We start from the raw sequence: 22,579 nt of genomic DNA on the forward strand, positions 1-22,579 counted from the left end.
GTAGGGTCGTGGAACGTCTTGCGCGACCGCGAGGAAAGGACCGCCCGTTGATCTCCCGCCGCCATGTCGTCCGCGACATCAGCTATGCCCATTCTGCCGAAACCCGGGGTGGGCGCGCGATGATCCGGCTGATGGAAAACACCACCGGACGGTTGCGGCTGATCCGGCGTGCCGACGGGTATGAGAGCGAGGTTGCAAACGGCCGCGATTTCTGGTCGGTGCTGGTCGACCGTTACGGGCTCAGCCTCGACGTGGTAGGGGGCAGCCTGTCCAGCATCCCCGCGACCGGGCCGCTGGTCCTGATCGCCAATCATCCCTATGGCATTCTCGACGGGTTGATGATGGGGCATATCCTGTCACGCACGCGTGGCGATTTCCGTATTCTCGCCCATCAGGTGTTTCGCAAGGCCGAGGATCTGAACCGGGTCATCCTGCCGATTTCCTTTGACCAGACAAAAGAGGCGGTGCGCCTGAACATCGACACCCGCAAGACAGCGCTGGGCTATCTGGACCGGGGCGGCGCGATCGGGGTCTTCCCCGGCGGCACGGTGAGCACCGCCGCCACGCCGTTTTCGCAGCCGATGGATCCCGGCTGGCGCGGCTTTACCGCGCGCATGGTGGCCAGGTCCGACGCCACGGTGGTGCCGGTCTTTTTCGACGGGCACACGTCGCGCCTGTTCCAGATCGCCAGCCACCTGCATTATACGCTGCGCATGGGATTGCTGATCAAGGAGTTCAGGAAACGCGTCGATGCGCCTGTCCGTGTCGTGATCGGCGAGCCGATCGGGCGCGACCGCCTGGAGCCGCTGGCCGGCGAGTCCAGGGCGATGATGGATTTCCTGCGCAAAGTCACCTATGAGCTGTCCCCGAAACCGTTGAAGTCCTATGGCTACGGTTACGAATTCGAGGAACAACACCGCGCCTGACGGCGCGTTACGGGGCAGTTGAATGGCAATTGGCATTTTCGATTCGGGCCTTGGCGGGCTGACGGTGCTGGACGGGGTGGCCGGGCGGCTGCCGGATCAGGCGTTTCTCTATTACGCCGATCACGCGCATGCGCCTTACGGCGTGCGGGATGCCAACGACATCTTTCACCTGACCGAGGCGGCCGTGCACGACATGTGGTCGCGCGGCTGCGATCTCGTCGTCCTGGCCTGCAACACCGCCAGCGCCGCCGCCCTGCGACGGATGCAGGAGGCCGGTGTGCCCACCGGCAAGCGGGTGCTGGGCGTGTTCGTGCCGCTGATCGAGGCGCTGACCGAGCGGCAATGGGGTGACAATTCCCCGCCGCGCGAAGTGGCGGTCCAGCATGTGGCCCTGTTTGCCACGCCGGCCACCGTGGCCAGCCGCGCGTTCCAGCGCGAACTGGCGTTCCGCGCCATCGGCGTCGATGTCGAGGCGCAGGCCTGCGGCGGCCTGGTGGATGCGATCGAGGAGGGCGACATGATCCTGGCCGAGGCGCTGGTGCGGTCGCATGTCGAGGCGTTGAGGCGCAAGATGCCGCACCCGCAGGCGGCGGTGCTGGGATGCACGCATTACCCGCTGATGCAGGATGTCTTTCAGGCCGCGCTGGGGCCGGATGTGCGGGTGTATTCGCAGGCCGGGATCGTGGCCGAGAGCCTGGCCGATTATCTCGCCCGTTATCCCGGCATGACCGGGTCGGGCAAGGCCAATCAATACCTGACCACCGGCGATCCGGGCCGGGTCAGTGACAACGCGACCCGGTTCCTGCGACGACGGCTCGAGTTCCAGGCGGCGTGAATTGCGCCGCGGGCCGTTCTTTCGTAATGCATCAATCCAGTTTCTGAAGGGGTCGTGACATGACTCGTAAAATCGCCATTCTGGGCGCATCCGGCTACACCGGCGCCGAACTCGTCCGGCTGATCGCAACCCACCCCAACATGGAAATCGCCGCGCTGGCGGCCGAGCGCAAGGCCGGGATGCAGATGCGGGACGTGTTCCCGCATCTCGCCCATCTCGACCTGCCCGGGCTGGTCCGGATCTCCGAGATCGACTTTTCCGCTGTCGACCTGTGTTTCTGTGCGCTGCCGCACAAGACCAGCCAGGAGGTCATTCGCGCGCTGCCCCGCGATCTGAAGATCGTGGACCTGTCGGCGGATTTCCGTCTGCGTGACCCCGATGACTACGAGAAATGGTATGGCAACCCTCATGCGGCGGTCGGGATCCAGGGCGAGGCGGTCTATGGGCTGACCGAATTCTACCGCGACGAGATCGCCGCCGCGCGGCTGGTGGCCGGCACCGGCTGCAATGCGGCGACCGGACAGTTCGCGCTGCGCCCGCTGATCGCGGCGGGCGTGATCGGGTTGGACGATATCGTGATCGACATGAAATGCGCGGTTTCGGGCGCCGGCCGGTCGCTGAAGGAAAACCTGCTGCATGCGGAACTGTCCGAGGGCTACAACGCCTATGCGGTGGGGGGGACCCACCGGCATCTGGGTGAGTTCGACCAGGAGTTCAGCGCCATCGCGGGGCGCCCGGTGAAGGTGCAGTTCACGCCGCACCTGTTGCCGGCGAACCGGGGCATTCTGGCCACGGTCTACCTGTCGGGCGAGGCGCGGGCCGTCCATGAGACGCTGGCGGCGGCCTATGCGGATGAGCCGTTCCTGCAGGTGCTGCCTTTTGGCCAGACGCCCAGCACGCATCATGTGCGCGGGTCCAATTTCTGCCATATCGGGGTGACCGGCGATCGGATCGCCGGGCGGGCGATCGTGGTGGCGGCGCTGGACAACCTGACAAAAGGTAGCAGCGGCCAGGCCTTGCAGAATGCGAACCTGATGCTAGGTGAAGAGGAAACCGCCGGGCTGATGCTGGCCCCGCTGTTTCCCTGACACCAGATCCGCCGCGAGGATGCCATGAAAAGCCTGAAGAAACGCCGCCGTATCCAGGTCATCGTGGTCGCCGCGCTGGCGCTGGCGGTGGCGACGGGGCTGATCGGCTATGCGATGCGCGATGGCATCAATTTCTTCCGTTCGCCCAGCGAGGTGATAGCAGAACCGCCCGGAGCCACGGAGGTGTTCCGCATCGGCGGGCTGGTCGAGGAAGGCACACTGCAACGCGGGCAGGGTGAAGCGGTGAAGTTCAGGGTCACCGATGGCGGTGCCTCGGTGCCGGTTGTCTTTACCGGGGTTCTGCCCGACCTGTTTGCCGAGAACCAGGGTATGATCGGCACCGGAACCTATGTGAACGGTGTCTTTGAAGCCTCTGAAATACTGGCGAAACACGACGAGACCTATATGCCGCGCGAAGTGCTGGACGCGCTCAAGGAGCAGGGCGTTTACCAGGAGCCGGGCGAAGGCTGAAGCCCCTTCGGGGCTGCCTCCGGCGGGAGTTTATCTGGCAAGATGAAGTGGGGGCGTTGCGCGTCATGCGCACGCCCCGTTGTCATGGGATTAGGATCGAAACGGCAGCCTGCTGCGCGAATAGCAGGAGGCAGGTTCGATGCAGGATATTCGCCAGATCGCCGAAGGGATCGTCGACCGGGAAGGCGGCTATGTGAACGATCCCGACGATCCCGGCGGGGCGACGAAACATGGCGTGACGGTCCACACGATGCGCCGGCTCGGCCTGGATCTGGACGGCGATGGCAAGGTGGGGGCCGCGGATGTCAAGGCGCTGGATCGCGCCCGCGCGGTCGAGATCTTCCTGGCGCATTACTATGAGCGGCCGCGGATCTCGGAGATGCCGGATGCGCTGCAGCCCAGCCTGTTCGACATGTATGTCAATGCCGGGGCGAACGCGGTGAAGATCCTGCAGCGCCTGCTGGGCGCGATGGGCTATGCCGTTGCGGTGGACGGTGCGATCGGGCCGCAGACCATCGCCGCGGCCGGGGATGCGGCCCGGCCCGATCCGCTGTTGCTGCGGGATGCCTATGGGGTGGCGCGGCGCAACTATTACTTCAAGCTGGCGGATGCGCGACCGGCGTCGCGGAAATACGCCCGCACGCGTGCGGGCGGCAAGGGCGGCTGGATCCGCCGCGCCGAGGAATTCCTGTCGCCGCGCTATCACATGACCGGACCGGAGTTCAGCCAACGGGTGGTGACATGGGGATGATAGGCGGCGTGATCGGGATGCTGTTCGGGGGCGGTCGCAACATCGTGCGCGAAACCGCGGAGGTGTTCCGCGAGAATGCCGAGGCCGGCGCACAACGCGCCGTAGCGGCACATGCGCAGGCCGTGTCGCAGTTTGCGGCGGAGTTCGACCGCCCCGGGCCGGGGGCATTCGATCGTTTCGTGGATGGGTTGAACCGGCTGCCGCGCCCGGCGCTGGCGCTGGGCACGCTGGCGCTGTTCGTGGCGGCGATGGTCGATCCGGTCTGGTTCGCGTCGCGCATGCAGGGGATCGCGCTGGTGCCCGAACCGCTGTGGTGGCTGCTGGGGGTGATCGTGTCGTTCTATTTCGGTGCCCGTCACCAGATCAAGTCGCAGGCGTTCCGGCGCGAACTGGCGGCGGTCGCGGCACGGGCTCCGGAGGTTGCCGACAGGATGCGGGAGCTTGGCACGCTGCGCAGGTCCGGGGGGGACGAGCGCGACGGGGAGCCTGAGCCTGTCGATGCGGTGGCCGCCGAACCGGAGCCGGAAACCGGCGGCAATGGCGCGGTGATTGCCAAGGGACGCGAGGGGGCGGCGACCGATCCCGATGCCAACCGCCCCCTCGACGACTGGAAGGCGCTGCGCACCCGCGCCTGAACGATGGCGCGACAATGTGAACCGGGCGGGGCGACGTTTGTGATTGGACGCCGCCCGCCATGGTTTTATACAGGGCGGCATGATTACCGAACTTGGCCACTTTGCCCTGATCCTCGCCTTTCTGACTGCTATCGTGCAGATGGTGGTGCCGCTCGTCGGTGCGCACCGGCGCTGGTCGGGCTGGATGGCCGTGGCGGAACCGGCAGCCGGCATGCAGTTTCTGCTGACCGCCTTTGCCTTCGGGGCGCTGACCTGGGCCTTCGTCACCTCGGATTTCTCGCTGCAGCTGGTGGCGATGAACAGCCATTCGGCCAAGCCGATGCTCTACAAGATCACAGGCACATGGGGGAATCACGAAGGCTCCATGTTGCTGTGGGTGCTGATCGTGGCCCTGTTCGGGGCGCTGGCGGCGTGGTTCGGGGGCGGCCTGCCACCGACGCTGAAGGCCCGCGTGCTGGCGGTGCAGGCGGCGATCGCGGTGGCGTTCTTTGCCTTCATACTGTTCACCTCGAACCCGTTCCTGCGGCTGGCGGTGCCCCCGTTCGACGGCAATGACCTGAACCCGCTGCTCCAGGATCCGGGACTCGCGTTCCATCCCCCGTTTCTCTACCTCGGCTATGTCGGGCTGAGCATGGCGTTTTCCTTTGCCGTGGCCGCCCTGATCGAAGGCCGCGTCGACGCGGCCTGGGGACGTTGGGTCCGGCCGTGGACGCTGGCGGCATGGATGTTCCTGACCGTCGGCATCGCGCTGGGGTCGTGGTGGGCTTATTACGAACTGGGCTGGGGCGGGTTCTGGTTCTGGGACCCGGTCGAGAACGCGTCGTTCATGCCGTGGCTGCTGGCCGCCGCGCTGCTGCATTCGGCCATCGTGGTGGAAAAGCGCGAGAGCCTGAAAAGCTGGACCATGTTGCTGGCGATCCTGGCGTTCGGGTTTTCGCTGATCGGCACATTCATCGTGCGGTCCGGGTTGCTGACCTCGGTGCATGCCTTTGCCAACGATCCCGAGCGCGGGTTGTTCATCCTGATCATCCTGGCGGTCTTCGTGGGCGGCGCGCTCACCCTGTTCGCGATGCGGGCATCGGCGCTGGAGGCCCGCGGGGTGTTTGCGATGGTCAGCCGGGAAAGCGCGATTCTGGCCAACAACGTGCTGCTGGCGGTGGGGTGTTTCGTGGTCTTCATCGGCACGCTCTGGCCGGTGATCGCCGAGATGGCCTTTGGCAGGAAGCTGAGCGTGGGGCCGCCGTTCTTCGAGACCGCCTTTACCCCGTTCATGGTGCTGATCGGGCTGATCCTGCCGCTGGGGGCGATGCTGCCGTGGAAACGTGGCAAGCTGGGCCGGGTGGCGCGGCAGCTGCGTCCGGCCGCCGCGCTGGCGGTGGCGCTGGCGGCGCTGGCCTGGGCGATGCAGACCGGGCGCAGCGCCCTGGGGGCGGTGGGCCTGCTGATCGGGGCCTGGGTGGTATTCGGTGCGCTGACGGACCTGTGGGTGCGCACGGGCCGTGTCGGCGATCGCATCGGCCGGTTGCGCCGCCTGCCGCGTGCCGATTGGGGCAAGGCGGTTGCGCATATGGGGCTGGGGGTGACGATCTTTGCCATCGCCGGCCTGATGGCCTGGGAAACCGAGGATATCCGCGTGGTGCGGATCGGAGAGAGCTACGATGTCGGCGTCTACACGCTGACGCTGGACGGCGTGAAGCAGGTGCAGGGGCCGAACTATGTCTCGACCATGGGCATGGTGCGGCTGGAACGGGACGGGCGGCCGGTCGCGATGCTGCACCCGGAAAAACGCGACTATCCCGTGGCGCGGATGCCGACCACCGAGGCGGCGATCGATTACCGGTTCCTGCGCGATGTCTATGTCGTCCTGGGTGACATTCAGAATGACGGCTCGTGGACGATGCGCACCTATATCAAACCGTTCGCGAACTGGATCTGGGGCGGCGCGATCCTGATGGCGCTGGGCGGATTGCTGAGCCTGACCGACCGCCGGTTCCGGGTCGCCGCGGGTGCGCGCAAGGTAACCCCCGCCGGGGTGCCCGCGGAATGACGGCCACGTGCCTGCCGCTGCGGCGCCGGGTGTCGCTGGCGCTAGTGCTGTGTCTGTTGGCGGGGCCGGTGATGGCGGTGCAGCCCGACGAGATACTCGACGATCCCGCGCTCGAGGCGCGGGCCCGCGACATCAGCCAGGATCTGCGCTGTCTCGTCTGCCGCAACGAGAGCATCGACGAAAGCAATGCGGACCTGGCCCGCGACCTGCGGTTGCTGGTGCGGGACCGGCTGGTTGCCGGCGACAGCAACGAACAGGTCGTCGATTATGTGGTCGATCGCTATGGCGAATATGTGCTGTTGAACCCCACCACCACGGGGTCGAACTGGCTGCTCTGGGCGGCGGGGCCGTTGATGCTGATTCTGGCTGTGGGCTCGGCGTGGGGGTATCTGCGCAATCGGGCGCAGGCCGCACCGCGCAGCGAAACCGCGCTGAGCGACGAGGAACAGGCCCGTTTGCGCGACATTCTCGACGATTGACGCATCGTTCCGCTTTCCCCTCCGCGCCGCCTGCGGCAGTGTGCCGGATGTCGCACACGGGGAGAAGGCCGCATGGACTATCAGACGATTACACTTGAGATTGCCGATGGCGTTGCGGTTCTGACGCTGAACCGGCCGGAAAAGATGAACGCGCTCACAACCCAGATGCGCGCCGAGATACCGCACGCGTTCGGCGTCGCGGAAAAACAGGCGCGGGTGATCGTGCTGACCGGGGCGGGCGGGGCCTTCTGCACCGGGCAGGACCTCAGCGATACCGGCGGCGGCGAAGGCGGCATCGACATGGAGCGCAGCCTGCGCGACGAATATAACCCGATGCTGCAGGCGATCTGCGATTGCAGCGTGCCGACGATCTCGGCGGTGAACGGACCCGCGGCCGGGGCCGGGGCCAACCTGGCGCTGGCGGCGGATGTGGTGATCGCGACCGAAAGCGCCTATTTCCTGCAGGCCTTTACCCGGATCGGCCTGATGCCGGACGCGGGCGGCACCTGGTTCATGCCGCACAAGATGGGGCAGGCCAAGGCGATGGGCATGGCCCTGTTCGCCGACAGGATCCCCGCCCGGCAGGCCGATGACTGGGGGCTGATCTGGGAAGCGGTGGCCGATGACGCGTTTGCCGATCATTGGCGCAAGCGCGCGGCCCAGCTGGCCAACGGGCCGACCCGGGCCTATCAGGCGGTGAAACAGGCGATCCGCGGCAGTTTCGGCAAGACGCTGCCCGAGCAGCTGGATGTCGAGGCGCATCTGCAGGGCGGGCTGGGCAGCAGCCGCGATTTCCAGGAAGGCGTGCTGGCCTTTCTCGAAAAGCGTCCGGCCAGGTTCGAGGGCCGCTAGGCCGACAGGCGGGGACGCGGTCGGGACGCGCTGCCCGGGCCAAGGCGAGAAACAAAAAAAGGCCCCGCCACATGGCGGGGCCTTCTGATTCGCAGTCCCGGCAGGTTACTGCGGGATGTCGCCTTCGATGCCTTCGACAAAGAAGTTCATCCCCGCCAGGGTCCCGTCATCGGCGGTTTCGCCCTCGGCCAGCCAGTCCGACCCGTCCTGCTTTTTCAGCGGACCGGTGAACGGATGATAGCTGCCATCGGCGATCGCGGCTTTCAGCGCCAGCGCTTCGTCCTTGATCTCGGCCGGAACGGCGTCGGAGATCTCGCCGATGCCGACCATGCCGGCACCGATGCCGTCCCAGCGGTTGGAGCTTGCCCAGCTGCCATCCATCACCGCGCGGGTGCGTTCGATGTAGTAGGGCGCCCAGTTGTCGATGATCGAGCTGACCCGCGGTTTCGGGGCATATTCCGCCATGTCCGATGCCTGGCCAAAGGTGATCACGTCACCGGCGGCCTGGGCGGCGGCCTGCGGCGCGGTCGAATCGGTGTGCTGCAGGATGACATCCGCGCCCTGTTCGATCAGGACCTTGGCGGCGTCCGCCTCCTTGGCCGGGTCGAACCAGGTAAAGGCCCAGACGATCTTGAACTGGACATCCGGGTTGACCTTCCTGGCGTGGATATAGGCGCTGTTCATGCCCCGGATCACCTCGGGGATCGGGTAGGACCCGATATAGCCGACGATGTTCGATTTGGTCATGCGGCCGGCGATGGTGCCCTGGACCGCGCGGCCTTCGTAGAAGCGGGCGGAATAGACCGACACGTTCTCAGCGGTCTTGTAGCCGGTGGCGTGTTCGAATTTCACGTCGGGGAATTTCTTGGCCACGTTGATGGTCTGATCCATGTAGCCGAACGAGGTGGTAAAGATCAGGTCGGCCCCTTTCAGCGCCATGTCGGTGATCACCCGTTCCGCGTCCGGCCCTTCGGCGACGCTTTCGACATAGACGGTTTCCACCTTGTCGCCGAACTCGGCCTCGACCGCCTTGCGGGCCTGGTCGTGTTCGTAGGTCCAGCCGCCATCGCCGACCGGTCCGACATAAACAAAACCGACCTTGGTCTTGTCCTCGGCGATCGCCGTGGTTGCGAGCCCGAACGCCATCGCGGCGCCCGCCAGAATCTTGATTGGTTTCATGTAGGACTCCCTGTTGGTCTGTCGTCCGCCCCCTAGTGGGAGGCATGGAAAATGCGGCCCAGAGACGCGGGTGCGCTGCTCTTGTCCGCGGAAAGGATCACCAGCACGAGGATGGTGACGAGATAGGGCGACATTGCCAGATATTCGACGGGAATGGCAACGCCCGCCGCCTGCAGGTTCAGCTGCAGCACGGTGATGCCGCCGAACAGGTAGGCCCCCAGCAGCACCCGCCAGGGTTTCCAGCTCGCGAACACCACCAGCGCCAGCGCGATCCAGCCGACGCCGGCGGTCATGCCCTCGGTCCACTGGGGCACGCGGATCAGGCTGATATAGGCCCCGCCGAGACCGGCGCAGGCGCCGCCGAACAGGATCGCGGCGATGCGGATGCGGATCACCTTGTAGCCCAGCGCATGGGCGGCGTCGTGGTTCTCGCCGACCGCGCGCAGCACCAGCCCGACCCGCGAATACTTCAGCATCCACCACACCGCGGCGACCAGCGCGATCCCGAAATAGAGTACGATGTCGTGGCTGAACAGGATCGGACCGACCGCCGGAAGATCGCTCAGCACCGGGATGTCGAGCCGGCTCATCGGCGGCGGCTTGATGCCGACATAGCCCTGGCCCATCAGCGCGCTCAGGCCCAGCCCGAACAGGGTCAGCGCCAGCCCCGAGGCGACCTGGTTGGCCAGCGCCACCTGGGTCAGCAGGACAAACAGCAGCGACAGCACGGCACCGCCCACCGCCGCGGCGACAAAGCCCAGCAGCGGCGATCCGGTTTCCACGGCGATGGAAAATCCGCAGATGGCGCCGGTGATCATCATGCCCTCGACGCCCAGGTTCAGCACGCCGGCCTTCTCCACCACCAGCTCGCCCACCGCGGCCAGCAGGATCGGCGTGGCCGCCACCATCAGCGATGCGATGAGCAGGACGGGGTTGATCGCGGTCAGGTCCATCTCAGGCCACCTCGCTTGCGGCCGCCCGCAGGCGGTAATTGGTCAGCAGATCGAACGCCAGCAGAAAGAACAGCAACATGCCCTGGAACACCTGGATCGCGGCGGCCGGAAGGCCGAGATTGGATTGCGCGATCTCGCCGCCGATATAGGTCAGCGCCATCAATCCACCCGCCAGCAGGATACCCACCGGGTGCAGCCGGCCGAGAAAGGCGACGATGATCGCGGTAAAGCCGTAGCCCACGTTGAAATCGATGGTGACCTGTCCCGCCGGGCCCGCCACCTCGAACAGTCCCGCCAGCCCGGCCAGTGCCCCCGACATCCCGAGGCAGAACAGGATCAGCCGCGACGGGCTGACCCCGGCAAAGCGCGCCGCGCGCGGCGCCTCGCCGGTCAGGCGGATGTGAAACCCGGTCATGTGCCGGTTCAGCAGCACATAGGCAAAGATCACCGCGATCAGCGCTACCACCACGCCCCAGTGCATGCCCGATCCGGCGATCAGCTCGGCGTTATGCGCGCTGTCATAGGATTGCAGGTTCCGCGAGCCGGGAAACCCGAACCCCTCGGGGTTCTTCAGCAATCCCAGCGACATCGAGGCCAGCAGCTGTTCGGCCACATAGACCAGCATCAGCGACACGAGGATCTCGTTGGTCCCGAACCGCACCTTCAGCACCGCGGGGATCGTCGCCCAGGCCCAGCCCCCAAAAGCACCGCCCAGCACCATCAGCGGAAAGATAAACCAGCCCTCCATCGGGTAGAAGGCCAGCCCGATACCGGCCCCGGTCAGCGCGCCGATGATGTACTGCCCCTCGGCGCCGATATTCCAGATCCCGGCGCGGAACCCCAGCGACAGGCCGATCGCGATCAGCACCAGCGGCGCCCCCTTCACCAGCAGCTGCGGGCGATAGAAAAACGCGAACTCGCCGAACAGCGGTTCCCAGAAAATCGTGCGGATCGCCTCGACCGGGTTCTTGCCCAGCGCCGCGAACAGCAGCCCGCCCGCGATCATCGTCGCCAGCACCGCCACCAGCGGCGTCGCCACGGACCAGGCCCGCGACGGCTGCGGTCTCTTCTCCAGCACGATCATGCGCTCCACCCCCGGCTTCCTCTTGCCCGAAATATCCTCGCCGAAGGCATGAAAACTCTCTTTCTACCCGCCTCAGACATGCGCCACCTCCATGCCATGCGCGCCGCCCATCATCAGGCCGATCTCGTCCACGCTCAGTCCCGAGGCCTCGCGCGGGGCGCTCAGCCGGCCCTCGTTCAGCGCGGCGAAACTGTCTGAGATCTCCATCAACTCGTCGAGATCCTGGCTGATGCAGATCACCGCCGCACCCCCCGCGGCGAGATCGAGCAGCGCCTGCCGGATCGCGGCGGCGGCGGCGGCGTCGACGCCCCAGGTCGGCTGGTTCACCACCAGAACCTCCGGGCGCTGCAGCACCTCGCGGCCGATCACGAATTTCTGCAGGTTGCCCCCCGACAGCGATCGCGCCGCGTTGTCGGGGCCCGGCGTGCGCACGTCGAAGGCTGAGATTATGCGCTCCGCAAAGGCACGGGTGTCACGCCATTTCAGAAACCCGCCGCGGGCCAGGTTCTCGCGCACCGACCCGGTCAGCAGCGCGTTCTCGGTCAGGCTCATGTCGGGTGCGGCAGCGTGGCCCAGCCGTTCCTCGGGGGCGGTCAGAAGGCCGAGCCGGCGGCGCTCGGTCGGGCCCATCCGCCCGACCGGCCGGCCGTTCAGCTTGACCGCGTCCGGCGCGGTGCGGATCTCGCCCGCCAGCACCGCCAGCAATTCGTCCTGTCCGTTGCCCGCGACACCGCCGATGCCCAGGATCTCGCCTCGGCGCACGCCGAGATGCACGTTCCTGAGCGCGGTGCCGTATTCCGACGGCGATGGCACCGACAGGCCCGAGATGTCCAGCGCGACCGCGCCGAACTCGCGGCTGTCGCGTTTCGGGGTCTGCAGGGTCGAGCCGACCATGAGTTCCGCCATGTCCCGCGCCGTGGTGTCGCGCGGCACGCATTCGCCGACATTCCGGCCCAGCCGCAGGATGGTGGCGTGATCGCACAGGGTGCGGATTTCCTCCAGCTTGTGCGAGATATAGAGGATCGACGTGCCCTCCGAGCGCAGTTTCAGCAGTGTTTCGAACAGGATATCCACCTCCTGCGGCGTCAGCACCGAGGTCGGTTCGTCCATGATCAGCAGCCTGGGTTCCTGCAACAGGCAACGGATGATCTCGACCCTTTGGCGCTCGCCCGCCGACAGGTCGCCCACCGTGCGATAGGGATCGAGCGGCAGCCCGTAGGTTTCGCTCACCTCGCGGATCCGCGCGGACAGATCGCCCATGGCGGGCGGTTTCTCCATGCCCAGCGCGATATTCTCGGCCACGTTGAGCGCGTCGAACAGCGAAAAATGCTGGAACACCATGGCAATGCCATCGGCGCGGGCGGCGCGCGGCTCGGGCGGGGCAAAGGGCCGGCCATTGAGCGTCATGCTGCCGCTGTCGGGGCTCACCAGCCCATAGATCATCTTGACCAGGGTGGATTTCCCGGCGCCGTTCTCGCCCAGCAGCGCGTGGATCTCGCCCTGGCCGATGTCAAAGGACACGGTATCATTGGCCACGACACCGGGATAGGCCTTGGTCAGGCCCCTGATGCTCAGAAGCGGTGTGGTCACGCGCTCAGCTCCTTGTCGTTGGAAATATGGCGTCCTGAGCGCAGCATCTGTGCGGCGACGCCGACGGCGATCATCTGCGGGTGCTTGCCCAGGGTCGGATCGCCGATCGGGCAGGTGATGCGCGCGATCCGTTCGGGGCCATGCCCCAGCGCGGCCAGCCGGGACCGGAACCGCGCCCGTTTCGTGGCCGACCCGATCAGCCCGGCAAAGGCGAACTCGTGGCCCAGCAGCCGGTTGCAGATTTCCAGGTCCAGCGCGTGGGAATAGGTCAGCACCAGATGTTCGGCATCCGCCGGCGCATGGGCGACCAACCTTGCCGGGTCGGCGGCGGGCACCGTGGTGACACCGGCGGGCACCGCCGCCGGAAAACGCTCGGCTCCGGTATCGACCCAGGTGATGGCCATGTCGGGCAGGGGGGCCAGCACATCAACCAGCGCCCGGCCCACATGCCCCGCGCCCCAGATCCAGACCGGCCGGGCCGGGCGATGCACCGGTTCGACCATCCAGCCCTCGACCAGCTGCGGCTCCGGCGGCACGCCCTGCGCCCGCGCGGCGGCCAGCAGCCGCCTGACCGCCAGCGGCATCGCGGTATCGCCGCCCGCGGGCCGGGCGATCACCTCGCCATCCAGCACCGCCAGGGTTCCGGCGTCGAAAACCTCGCTGAGCAGCGTCACCGCCCCGCCACAGCACTGGCCCAGGTCGGGGCCCAGCGCATGGCGGCTCAGCACCCGCGCGGCCCTCTGCCGCCGGGCGGCCCCGGTCGCGGCATGTTCCAGCGTGCCGCCTCCGATCGTGCCGGATTGCCCGACCCCGTCCGGTTCGGGCCAGACCAACATCGCCGTGCCGACCTCGCGCGGCGACGATCCCCTGACCTCGGCGATCACCACGCGGGTGACGCGGCCATGGGCGGCGACCGCCGCGCGCAGGGCATCGAGGTCAAATCCCATCCCGCGCCCTCCGGACCGCGTGCCAGATTTCCTCGGCCGTGGCGGGGGCGTTCAGCGCCGGATAGGCGTCGCCGCAGGCCGACACCGCGTGCGACAGCGCCAGCCAGGCGGAAATCCCCAGCATCAATGGCGGCTCGCCCACCGCCTTGGACCTGTAGATGGTGTCTTCGCGGTTGTGCCCGTCCCACAGGGCCACGTTGAAAATACCGGGACGATCCGAACAGGCGGGGATCTTGTAGGTGGACGGGGCGTGGGTCGTCAGCCGCCCCTTGCCGTCCCAGACCAGCTCCTCGGTGGTCAGCCAGCCCGCGCCCTGGACATAGCCGCCCTCGACCTGGCCGATATCCAGCGCCGGGTTCAGCGAGGCGCCCGCGTCATGCAGGATATCGGCGCGCAGGATCCGGTTCTCGCCGGTCAGCGTGTCCACCGCCACCTCGGTCACCGCCGCGCCATAGGCAAAATAGTAGAAGGGCCGCCCATGGCCCCGGATCCGGTCCCAGGCCACTTTCGGCGTCTTGTAGAACCCGGTGGCCGACAGGCTGACCCGGCCCTCATAGGCCAGCTTCGCCGCGTCGGCGAAACCGTACCGCGCCTCGCCCACCTCCACCTGCCCGTCCGCGAACCGCACCGATCCGGGCTCGGCCTGGTGCCGTTCGGCCAGAAAAGCGGCGATCCGGTCGCGGATGGTGTCACAGGCGGCCCGGACGGCCATGCCGTTCAGATCGCTGCCCGACGAGGCCGCGGTGGCCGAGCTGTTGGGCACCTTGGCGGTATCGGTGGCGGTGATCTTCACCGCGCCGGGCGGAATGCCAAAGCGGCTGGCCGCCACCTGCGCCACCTTCTGGAACAGCCCCTGGCCCATCTCGGTGCCGCCATGGTTCAGATGCACCGACCCGTCCTGATAGACATGCACCAGCGCCCCGGCCTGGTTCAGATGCGTGAGCGTGAAGGAAATCCCGAACTTCACCGGCGAAAATGCGATGCCCTTCTTGATCAAACGGTTTTCCGCGTTCCACGCCGCCACTGCCGCCCGCCGCGCCGCATAATCCGACGATGCCAGCAGCGCCCCGGTCATGCCATGCAGCTCGAAATCCTCGACCTCCATCCCGTAGGGCGTGCTGTTGTCCTTCCTCTTGCCGGAAATATCCCGGGGGGAGGGCGCAGCCCGGGGGGCAGAGCCCCCCCGGTCCGGGGCCGCATAGTAATTCCGCCGCCGCAGCTCGGCCGGGTCGAGCCCCAGCACATGCGCGGCGTGATCCATGACCCGTTCGATCCCGACCATGCCCTGCGGCCCGCCGAAACCGCGAAAGGCGGTGGCGCTCTGTGTGTTGGTCCTCAGCCGGTGGCTGACGATCCGCGCCGCCGGCAGAAGATAGGCGTTGTCGGCATGCAGCATCGCCCGGTCGGCCACCGGCAGCGACAGGTCCTGCGCCCAGCCGCAGATCGCATAATGGGTGAACTCGACCCCGGCGATCCGGCCATCCGCGCCGAACCCGGCGCGATAATCGATGCGGAAGGCGTGGCGCTTGCCGGTGATCACCATGTCGTCGTCGCGGTCATAGCGCATCTTGCAGGGCCGCCCGGTCGCGCGGGCCGCCACCGCGCAGCCCACCGCCAGCGCGTTGCCCTGGCTTTCCTTGCCGCCAAAGCCGCCGCCCATGCGCCGGATCTCGACCCGGACCCCATGCATCGGCACGCCGATCGCCTCGGCGACCTTGTGCTGGATCTCGGTCGGGTGCTGGGTCGAGCTGTGCACCAGCATGTCGCCGCCTTCCTGCGGCAGCGCCAGCGCGGCCTGGCCCTCGAGGTAGAAATGTTCCTGCCCGCCGATCTCGAACCGGCCCTCGATCACATGGTCGGCCCCGGCGATGGCCGCGGCCGCATCGCCCTTTTCATAGATGCGCGGGCCATCCTCGAACCGGGCATCCGCGGCCAGCGCCTGTTCCACGGTCAGGATCGGGGTTTCCTCGTCATAGGCCACCCGGCCCAGCCGTGCGGCCCTGCGCGCGGCGAGATGGCTCTGCGCCACCACCAGGAAAACCGGTTGGCCCAAGTAGTGGATCGTGCCGTCCGACAGCAGCGGTTCGTCGTGGATCGACGGTGACACGTCATTGGCAAAGGGCAGGTCGCCGGCGGTCAGAACCGCGACGACGCCCGCGGCCTGCCGGACCTCGTCGAGGTCGAGCGCGGCAATCCGGCCCCGCGCGATGGTGGCGAGGCCAAAGGCCAGGTGCAGCGTGCCGCGCGGGGTCGGAATGTCATCGACATAGCGCGCGGCGCCGGTGACATGCAGGGGGGCCGCATCATGGGGCAGGGGTTTGGCGACGCTCATGACCCGACCTCCAGAACATTGGTGGTTTCGCCCCGGTCCTCGGCGAAATACCGTTCCAGCATCGCGCGGGCGCCGTCCAGCCGGTAGGCGGCCGAGGCGCGCATGTCGCTGAGCGGGGTGAAATCCGCGCCGAAGGCGGGCAGGGCGGCGGCGATGGTGTCCGCGCCCCAGGGCCGGCCGCGCAGCGCCGCCTCGACGGCGGTGGCGCGTTTGGGAATGCCGGCCATGCCGCCGAAGGCGATCCGCGCCTCGCGCACGGTGCCGTCTTCGACGGCGATGCAGAAACAGCCGCAGACGGCCGAGATATCCTGGTCGAACCGTTTCGACAGCTTGTAGCATTTCAGCCGGTCGGGCTGGCGCGGAAAGCTGACCGCCTCGACGAATTCGCCGGGTTGCCGGTCCTGTTTGCCATAGTCGAGAAAATAATCCTCGAGCGGCAGGTCGCGCCGGGCATCGCCCCGGCGCAGGTGCAGGCTGGCCCCGAGCGCGATCAGCGCCGGGGGATTGTCCCCGATGGGCGAGCCGTTGGCGATGTTGCCGCCGACGGTGGCGGCGTGGCGCACCTGCACGCTGGCATAGCGGCGGATCATCTCAGCATAGGAAGGGTGCAGACCGGCCAGCGCCGCCCCCATGCGGTTCATGTCCACCATCGCGCCGAACCGCACCCTGTCGGCGGTGATGTCGATCCGTTTCAGGTCGTCGCAGCCGCCGAGAAAGATCACCGGATCGAGATCGTGCAGCTGTTTGGTGACCCAGAGCCCCACATCGGTGGCGCCGGCCACCAGGGTGGCGTCGGGGTGGGCGGCATAGATCTCGGCCAGGTCGTCGGCGCTGCGCGGCAGGGCGCCGTGGCAGGGGGGCTCTGCCCCCCGGGCTGCGCCCTCCCCCCGGGATATTTCCGGCAAGAGGAAGGACCGGTCCCGGTCGACCCAGCCCGGCACCGGGGCCGGTTCGGCGGCGCGGGCGGCGCGGATGATCGGGGCGTAGCCGGTGCAGCGGCACAGGTTGCCGGCAAGCCGGGTGTCGTGATCGGTGGCGCCGCAGGCATGGGCGGCGACCATCGACATCACGAAACCCGGTGTGCAGAACCCGCATTGGCTGCCATGGTGGTCGATCATCGCCTGTTGCACCGGGTGCAGGCCGTCATCGGCGGTGCCGACGCCTTCGACCGTGCGCAGCGCCTTGCCGTGTAATTGCGGCAGGAACAGGATGCAGGCGTTGAGCGCCCGGATGCCGTCGGCATCCGTCACCATGACGGTGCAGGCGCCGCAGTCGCCCTCGTTGCAGCCTTCCTTGGTGCCGGTCAGGCCGCGGTCCTCGCGCAGCCAGTCGAGCAGGGTCGTCGTGGGTGAGACCCCGGTCAGCGCCACTGTCTCTCCGTTCAGAAGAAACGTGATGTCCATCTCGTGAAACCCGTCGCGTTACCTGGTTGTTCCCTCGGGCCCGTCTTCGATGCGACGTAGAAAACGGGTACGGGTCTTGGTGGCGACAAGGTTAGGTAAGCCGGGTGCGTGCTGGCAAGAAAAAGCTGTTCTGCGCTGCGGCATCGTGGCGTCATGCGCGTCCGGCATGGCAGCCATGCAACAGGTGAAGTGACCTCGGGCCAACAGGTTATCTGCCGTTGGTTGTTCGCATCGGCAGAAAGGTCTTTCGCATTTTTCCGAAGAATGGGGTGGCCGGTGATCGGGTCTGTCGTGGCCCGTCGTGGTCTGTCTTGGCGCTTTCGCCGCGCCGGCGGCTGGGCTAGCCTGCGGGCATGAGCAGCGATCCCCGATTCATTCACCTGCGTGTCCATACCGAATATTCGCTGCTCGAAGGGGCCGTGCGGCTGAAGGCGCTGCCTGCCATCTGCCGCCGTCACGGGATGCCGGCGGTGGCGGTGACCGATACCAACAACATGTTTTCCGCGCTGGAGTTTTCGGTGGCCGCCAGCGGCGCCGGGATCCAGCCGATCCTGGGTTGCCAGGTCGATCTCGCCGCCCAGGACCAGCGGCCGGGCGAGCGGGCCGCGCCGCCGGCGCCGCTGGTGCTGCTGGCCCAGTCCGAGGCCGGGTATGAGAACCTGATGAAGCTGAATTCCTGCCTGTATCTGGGCGGGGATGGGGACGGGGAAGGGGATGCGCAGGTGCCGCAGGTGACGCTGGCGCAGCTGCACGATCACGGCGCCGGGCTGATCTGTCTCAGCGGCGGGCCGGACGGGCCGGTGGGGCGGCTGTTGCAGGCGGGCCAGCGCGAGGCGGCCGAGGCGCTGGTGGATCGGCTGGCGTCGATCTATCCCGACCGGCTCTATATCGAGTTGCAGCGCCATCCCGGCGAGAACGGCGCGCCGCGCGCCGAACGGCTGACCGAACGCGGTCACGTCGAGATCGCCTATGCGCGCGGGCTGCCGCTTGTTGCGACCAATGATGTCTATTTCCCCGGACCCGAGATGTATGAGGCGCATGATGCGCTGATCTGCATCTCGGACGGGGCCTATGTGGATCAGCAGGCCGAACGCCGGCGCCTGACCGCGCAGCATTACTTCAAGTCGCCGCAGGAAATGGCGACGCTGTTTGCCGATCTGCCCGAGGCGATCGAGAACACGGTCGAGATCGCGCGCCGCTGCGCCTTCATGGCCAGCCGGCGGGCGCCGATCCTGCCGAAATTTGCCGATGACGAGGTCGAGGAACTGCGCCGCCAGGCCAATGCGGGGCTGCAGGCGCGGCTGGCCGTGATCCCGCATGCGGTCACGCCCGAGGCCTATCAGGAGCGGCTGGATTTCGAGCTCGGCATCATCGAGGGCATGGGGTTCCCCGGCTATTTCCTGATCGTGGCCGATTTCATCAAATGGGCCAAGGATCACGATATTCCGGTGGGGCCGGGGCGGGGGTCGGGCGCGGGCAGCCTGGTCGCCTATGCGTTGACGATCACCGACCTTGACCCGTTGCGCTACAGCCTGCTGTTCGAACGGTTCCTGAACCCCGAACGGGTGTCGATGCCCGATTTCGACATCGATTTCTGCATGGACCGCCGCGAAGAGGTGATCCGCTATGTGCAGGAGAAATACGGCCGCGACCGGGTCGGGCAGATCATCACCTTCGGCGCGCTGCTGTCCAAGGCGGCGGTGCGCGACGTGGGCCGGGTGCTGCAGATGCCCTATGGCCAGGTGGACCGGCTTTCCAAGCTGATCCCGGTCGAGGGGGTGAAGCCGGTGAGTATCGAACAGGCGCTCGCGGATGAGCCGCGCCTGCGCGAGGAGGCCCGCAACGAAGAGGTGGTCGAGCGGCTGCTGCGCTATGGCCAGCAGGTCGAGGGGCTGTTGCGCAACGCCTCGACCCATGCCGCCGGGGTGGTGATCGGCGACCGGCCGCTGGACGAGCTGGTGCCGCTCTACCGCGATCCGCGATCGGACATGCCGGCCACCCAGTTCAACATGAAATGGGTCGAACAGGCGGGGCTGGTGAAGTTCGACTTTCTCGGCCTCAAGACCCTGACCGTGATCCAGAACGCGGTCGACCTGATCCGCAAGACGGGGCGTGGCCTGCACGAGGCCGCCGACGGCACCCGGCTCTACGATCCGCCCGAGGGGGCCGAGAACGAGATCAACGCCATCCCGCTGGATGACGCGGCGACCTATCGGCTGTATGCGCAGGCCCGGACGGTGGCGGTGTTCCAGGTGGAATCCACCGGCATGATGGACGCGCTCAAGCGCATGCGTCCCACCTGCATCGAGGATATCGTGGCGCTGGTGGCGCTCTACCGTCCCGGCCCGATGGAGAACATTCCGACCTATTGCGAGGTCAAGAACGGCAAGCGCGACATCTCGTCGGTTCATCCGCTGATCGACCATATCCTCGAGGAAACCCAGGGCATCATCGTCTACCAGGAACAGGTGATGCAGATCGCGCAGGTGATGGCCGGCTATTCGCTGGGCGGCGCCGACCTGCTGCGCCGGGCGATGGGCAAGAAGATCGCCGAGGAAATGGCCAAGGAACGCCCGAAATTCGAAAAGGGCGCGATGGAGAACGGGGTCGACAAGGCCAAGGCCTCGGAAGTGTTCGACCTGCTGGAGAAGTTTGCCAATTACGGATTCAACAAGTCGCACGCGGCGGCCTATGCGGTGGTCAGCTATCAGACCGCCTGGCTGAAGGCGAACCAGCCGGTCGAATTCATGGCCGGGGTGATGAATTGCGATATCCATCTCACCGACAAGCTGGCGATCTATTTCGAGGAGCTGCGCAAGGGCATGAACCTGCCCTGGGTGCCGCCCTGCGTGAACCGCAGCCAGGCGGGCTTCGACGTGGTGGACGGCGCGCTCGTCTATGGGCTGGGCGCGCTCAAGAACGTGGGCAGCGACGCGATGCGGCTGGTGGTCGAGGGGCGGGGCGATGCGCCTTTCGTCAACCTGTTCGATTTCGCCCGCCGGGTGGACCTGAAACGGATCGGCAAGCGGCCGCTGGAAATGATGGCCCGCGCGGGCGCGTTCGACGAGCTTGACCGCAACCGGCGCCGCGTTCTGGAGAGCCTCGATGCGCTGGTGGCGTGGTCGGCGGCGATTCACGAACAGCGCGGCTCGGCGCAGGTGTCGCTGTTTGGCGAGGCGGGCGACGATCTGCCCGAACCGCGCCTGTCGCAGAGCCCGGACTGGCTGCCCGCCGAACGGCTGGCCGAGGAACACAAGGCGATCGGGTTCTACCTGTCGGGCCATCCGCTGGACGATTACCGGGTGTCGCTGAAACGCCGCGACGTGCTGATGCTGGACGACCTGATCGAACGGGCGCGGCAGGGGCCGCTGGTGGCCAAGATGGCCGGCGTGGTGGCGGGCCGGCAGGAACGCAAGAACGCGCGTGGCAACAGGTTCGGCTTTGCGCAGCTGTCCGACCCGACCGGCGCCTATGAGGTGATGCTGTTTTCAGAGGCGCTCGAAAACTGCCGCGAGCACCTGGAAACCGGCACCCAGGTGGTGATCACGGTCGAGGCGACGATGGAGGCGGACAAGCTGCGGCTGCTGGCGCGGTCTGTCGCGCCGATCGACAGCGTGGTGGCGCAGGGCGAATCAACGGGGCTGATGGTCTATCTGGCGCAGCCGGATGCGCTCGAGACCGTGGCACGGGTGCTCGAGGATGCCGCCGCCGCGAAAAACGGCGGGCGCGGGCCGGTGGTGTTCTGCCTGATGGACCCGGACCTGCCCGGCGAGGTCGAGATCGACGCCGGGCGCGATTTCCCGGTCGGCCCGCGGATCAAGGGCGCGATCCGCAGCCTCGAGGGCGTGCTGGAAGTGGAAGAACTTTAGCCCGCCCCCGGCGCGGGCAGGCTCAGTAATGCGGCGGCCTTTCGTCGCCCAGCACCACGCCGCCGGTGCCCTGGGCCTCGCGTTCGGCTTCGCGCTGCATCAGCATCTCGACCCGCCGGGTCAGCCGGTCGATCTCGGCCTGTTGCGCGGTCACCACCTCGTCGAGATCGTCCACGGTGCGGATCAGATGCGCAATGCGTTCTTCGAGATGCTGCATGTTCGGTCCCCTTTGTTCCGGTGATAGCGCCGTAACGTCATCGCGCCAATGGTGTTGCGCGCCACGAGCGCCGGGGGAATCCTGCGACCGGGAGGACAGCCATGACCATCAGCGTGGAAACGCAGGACGGGATCACCACCGTCACCATCGACCGGCCCGGCTGCCGCAACGCGGTCGACCCGGCCACCGCGCGGCTGCTGTTCGATGCCGTCCTGGCATTCGAGGCGGACCCGGCGCAACGGGTGATGATCCTGACCGGCCGGGGCGGATTTTTCTGCGCGGGGTTCGATCTCAAGGCGGCCGGGGCGGGCGAGGCCGACGACTGGATCGCGTCGCTGGACATCCCCGCCGGTTGGACCGATCCGCAGCGCGATCCGCGCCCGGGGCCGATGGGGCCGTCGCGGCTGATGCCGTCGAAACCGGTGATCGCCGCGATCGAGGGCCCGGCGGTGGCCGGTGGCATGGAACTGGCCGCCTGGTGCGATATGCGGGTGATGGCGCAGGGCGCGGTGACCGGTGTGTTCTGCCGCCGCTGGGGGGTGCCGCTGATCGACGGCGGAACGGTGCGGTTGCCGCGCATCCTGGGGCAGGGGCGGGCCAGCGACCTGATCCTGACCGGCCGCCCGGTTCAGGCGGACGAGGCGCTGTCGCTGGGGTTCGCCAACCGGGTCTGCGCGGCGGGCGCGGCGCTGGACACCGCGCGTGCCATCGCCGCCGACCTGGTGCGGTTCCCGCAGGCCTGCATGCTGGCCGACCACCTGACGGCACGGATGCCCGGTGCCGAGCTGGCCGCCGCCCTGCGCCGGGAATGGGTGTCGGCCACGGCCTTTGTCGCCGAAGGCCGCGCCGGCGCGGCCCGGTTTGCCGGCGGTCGGGGGCGCGGCGGAGATTTCGGCGATATCTGAAACGGGGGCCGCGCGG

At 67.4% G+C, this 22,579-nt stretch carries 19 protein-coding genes; 11 read left to right on the top strand and 8 right to left on the bottom strand.

What is annotated here, in order from left to right; genetic code table 11:
• Positions 1-47: 47 nt before the first annotated feature.
• The 9 genes from C6Y53_RS15930 (at position 48) to C6Y53_RS15970 (ending at position 8,084) form a co-directional block, all read left to right on the top strand.
• Positions 48-926: a lysophospholipid acyltransferase family protein gene (locus C6Y53_RS15930; protein ID WP_106473338.1), complete on the top strand. Its 879-nt coding sequence runs from the start codon at positions 48-50 to the stop codon at positions 924-926.
• 22 nt (positions 927-948) lie between these two features.
• Entirely contained in the window at positions 949-1,761 is an 813-nt protein-coding gene (locus C6Y53_RS15935; RefSeq protein WP_106473339.1) for a glutamate racemase, read from the top strand.
• A 59-nt stretch (positions 1,762-1,820) separates the two neighbouring features.
• Positions 1,821-2,849, top strand: a complete 1,029-nt coding sequence (argC, locus tag C6Y53_RS15940) for an N-acetyl-gamma-glutamyl-phosphate reductase (protein ID WP_106473340.1) — start codon at positions 1,821-1,823, stop codon at positions 2,847-2,849.
• 24 nt (positions 2,850-2,873) lie between these two features.
• Complete coding sequence (gene ccmE / locus C6Y53_RS15945) at positions 2,874-3,320, top strand: cytochrome c maturation protein CcmE (RefSeq protein ID WP_106473341.1); 447 nt, start codon at positions 2,874-2,876, stop codon at positions 3,318-3,320.
• A gap of 139 nt (positions 3,321-3,459) precedes the next feature.
• The gene (locus C6Y53_RS15950) at positions 3,460-4,071 is read left to right on the top strand and encodes a holin-associated N-acetylmuramidase (RefSeq protein WP_106473342.1); all 612 of its coding nucleotides are present in this window, start codon (positions 3,460-3,462) and stop codon (positions 4,069-4,071) included.
• Positions 4,062-4,706, top strand: coding sequence for a holin family protein (locus C6Y53_RS15955; RefSeq protein ID WP_106473343.1), 645 nt, complete (start codon positions 4,062-4,064; stop codon positions 4,704-4,706). Before C6Y53_RS15950 ends, C6Y53_RS15955 begins: the two co-directional genes overlap by 10 nt.
• Before the next feature lie 79 nt (positions 4,707-4,785).
• Positions 4,786-6,753: a heme lyase CcmF/NrfE family subunit gene (locus C6Y53_RS15960; RefSeq protein ID WP_106473344.1), complete on the top strand. Its 1,968-nt coding sequence runs from the start codon at positions 4,786-4,788 to the stop codon at positions 6,751-6,753.
• On the top strand, positions 6,750-7,232 hold the full coding sequence (locus C6Y53_RS15965; protein WP_106473345.1) for a cytochrome c-type biogenesis protein: 483 nt from the start codon (positions 6,750-6,752) through the stop codon (positions 7,230-7,232). Before C6Y53_RS15960 ends, C6Y53_RS15965 begins: the two co-directional genes overlap by 4 nt.
• Before the next feature lie 72 nt (positions 7,233-7,304).
• Complete coding sequence (locus C6Y53_RS15970; protein WP_106473346.1) at positions 7,305-8,084, top strand: enoyl-CoA hydratase-related protein; 780 nt, start codon at positions 7,305-7,307, stop codon at positions 8,082-8,084.
• A 105-nt stretch (positions 8,085-8,189) separates the two neighbouring features.
• Here C6Y53_RS15970 and C6Y53_RS15975 read toward each other — a convergent pair whose 3' ends face one another.
• The 7 genes from C6Y53_RS15975 to xdhA all read right to left on the bottom strand — a co-directional run bounded on the left by C6Y53_RS15975 (position 8,190) and on the right by xdhA (position 17,572).
• Positions 8,190-9,263 carry a BMP family ABC transporter substrate-binding protein gene (locus tag C6Y53_RS15975; protein WP_106473347.1) on the bottom strand — a complete coding sequence of 358 codons (1,074 nt, stop codon included), beginning with the start codon at positions 9,261-9,263 and terminating at the stop codon, positions 8,190-8,192.
• 32 nt (positions 9,264-9,295) lie between these two features.
• A complete protein-coding gene (locus C6Y53_RS15980; RefSeq protein ID WP_106473348.1) occupies positions 9,296-10,216 on the bottom strand; it encodes an ABC transporter permease in 921 nt (306 codons plus the stop codon).
• Between the two features lies 1 nt (position 10,217).
• The gene (locus C6Y53_RS15985; protein WP_106473349.1) at positions 10,218-11,300 is read right to left on the bottom strand and encodes an ABC transporter permease; all 1,083 of its coding nucleotides are present in this window, start codon (positions 11,298-11,300) and stop codon (positions 10,218-10,220) included.
• A 72-nt stretch (positions 11,301-11,372) separates the two neighbouring features.
• Positions 11,373-12,890 (bottom strand): ABC transporter ATP-binding protein, encoded by a 1,518-nt coding sequence (locus C6Y53_RS15990; RefSeq protein ID WP_106473350.1) that lies wholly within the window; start codon positions 12,888-12,890, stop codon positions 11,373-11,375.
• Positions 12,887-13,837, bottom strand: a complete 951-nt coding sequence (gene xdhC / locus C6Y53_RS15995) for a xanthine dehydrogenase accessory protein XdhC (RefSeq protein WP_106473351.1) — start codon at positions 13,835-13,837, stop codon at positions 12,887-12,889. Before xdhC ends, C6Y53_RS15990 begins: the two co-directional genes overlap by 4 nt.
• Positions 13,827-16,169, bottom strand: coding sequence for a xanthine dehydrogenase molybdopterin binding subunit (xdhB, locus tag C6Y53_RS16000; RefSeq protein ID WP_106473352.1), 2,343 nt, complete (start codon positions 16,167-16,169; stop codon positions 13,827-13,829). The genes xdhC and xdhB overlap by 11 nt, the downstream gene beginning before the upstream one ends.
• Entirely contained in the window at positions 16,166-17,572 is a 1,407-nt protein-coding gene (xdhA, locus tag C6Y53_RS16005; protein ID WP_106473353.1) for a xanthine dehydrogenase small subunit, read from the bottom strand. The genes xdhB and xdhA overlap by 4 nt, the downstream gene beginning before the upstream one ends.
• Before the next feature lie 353 nt (positions 17,573-17,925).
• On the opposite strand from xdhA, the gene dnaE reads away from it, so the two are divergent.
• Positions 17,926-21,441 carry a DNA polymerase III subunit alpha gene (dnaE, locus tag C6Y53_RS16010; RefSeq protein ID WP_106473354.1) on the top strand — a complete coding sequence of 1,172 codons (3,516 nt, stop codon included), beginning with the start codon at positions 17,926-17,928 and terminating at the stop codon, positions 21,439-21,441.
• Between the two features lie 22 nt (positions 21,442-21,463).
• Here dnaE and C6Y53_RS16015 read toward each other — a convergent pair whose 3' ends face one another.
• Positions 21,464-21,658, bottom strand: a complete 195-nt coding sequence (locus C6Y53_RS16015; protein WP_106473355.1) for a SlyX family protein — start codon at positions 21,656-21,658, stop codon at positions 21,464-21,466.
• Between the two features lie 101 nt (positions 21,659-21,759).
• Between C6Y53_RS16015 and C6Y53_RS16020 the strand changes: the two genes are divergently transcribed.
• On the top strand, positions 21,760-22,563 hold the full coding sequence (locus tag C6Y53_RS16020) for a crotonase/enoyl-CoA hydratase family protein (protein WP_106473356.1): 804 nt from the start codon (positions 21,760-21,762) through the stop codon (positions 22,561-22,563).
• Positions 22,564-22,579 lie beyond the last annotated feature (16 nt).

Source organism: Pukyongiella litopenaei (assembly GCF_003008555.2).
GTDB lineage: Bacteria > Pseudomonadota > Alphaproteobacteria > Rhodobacterales > Rhodobacteraceae > Pukyongiella > Pukyongiella litopenaei.

Coding starts and splice junctions, on each gene's coding strand:
- dnaE (WP_106473354.1), top strand. CDS start 17,926: ATGAGCAGCGATCCCCGATTCATTCACCTGCGTGTCCATACCGAATAT.
- argC (WP_106473340.1), top strand. CDS start 1,821: ATGACTCGTAAAATCGCCATTCTGGGCGCATCCGGCTACACCGGCGCC.
- C6Y53_RS15985 (WP_106473349.1), bottom strand. CDS start 11,300: ATGATCGTGCTGGAGAAGAGACCGCAGCCGTCGCGGGCCTGGTCCGTG.
- C6Y53_RS16015 (WP_106473355.1), bottom strand. CDS start 21,658: ATGCAGCATCTCGAAGAACGCATTGCGCATCTGATCCGCACCGTGGAC.
- xdhA (WP_106473353.1), bottom strand. CDS start 17,572: ATGGACATCACGTTTCTTCTGAACGGAGAGACAGTGGCGCTGACCGGG.
- C6Y53_RS15935 (WP_106473339.1), top strand. CDS start 949: ATGGCAATTGGCATTTTCGATTCGGGCCTTGGCGGGCTGACGGTGCTG.
- xdhC (WP_106473351.1), bottom strand. CDS start 13,837: ATGGGATTTGACCTCGATGCCCTGCGCGCGGCGGTCGCCGCCCATGGC.
- C6Y53_RS15960 (WP_106473344.1), top strand. CDS start 4,786: ATGATTACCGAACTTGGCCACTTTGCCCTGATCCTCGCCTTTCTGACT.
- C6Y53_RS16020 (WP_106473356.1), top strand. CDS start 21,760: ATGACCATCAGCGTGGAAACGCAGGACGGGATCACCACCGTCACCATC.
- C6Y53_RS15975 (WP_106473347.1), bottom strand. CDS start 9,263: ATGAAACCAATCAAGATTCTGGCGGGCGCCGCGATGGCGTTCGGGCTC.
- C6Y53_RS15970 (WP_106473346.1), top strand. CDS start 7,305: ATGGACTATCAGACGATTACACTTGAGATTGCCGATGGCGTTGCGGTT.
- ccmE (WP_106473341.1), top strand. CDS start 2,874: ATGAAAAGCCTGAAGAAACGCCGCCGTATCCAGGTCATCGTGGTCGCC.
- C6Y53_RS15965 (WP_106473345.1), top strand. CDS start 6,750: ATGACGGCCACGTGCCTGCCGCTGCGGCGCCGGGTGTCGCTGGCGCTA.
- C6Y53_RS15950 (WP_106473342.1), top strand. CDS start 3,460: ATGCAGGATATTCGCCAGATCGCCGAAGGGATCGTCGACCGGGAAGGC.
- C6Y53_RS15955 (WP_106473343.1), top strand. CDS start 4,062: ATGGGGATGATAGGCGGCGTGATCGGGATGCTGTTCGGGGGCGGTCGC.
- xdhB (WP_106473352.1), bottom strand. CDS start 16,169: ATGAGCGTCGCCAAACCCCTGCCCCATGATGCGGCCCCCCTGCATGTC.
- C6Y53_RS15980 (WP_106473348.1), bottom strand. CDS start 10,216: ATGGACCTGACCGCGATCAACCCCGTCCTGCTCATCGCATCGCTGATG.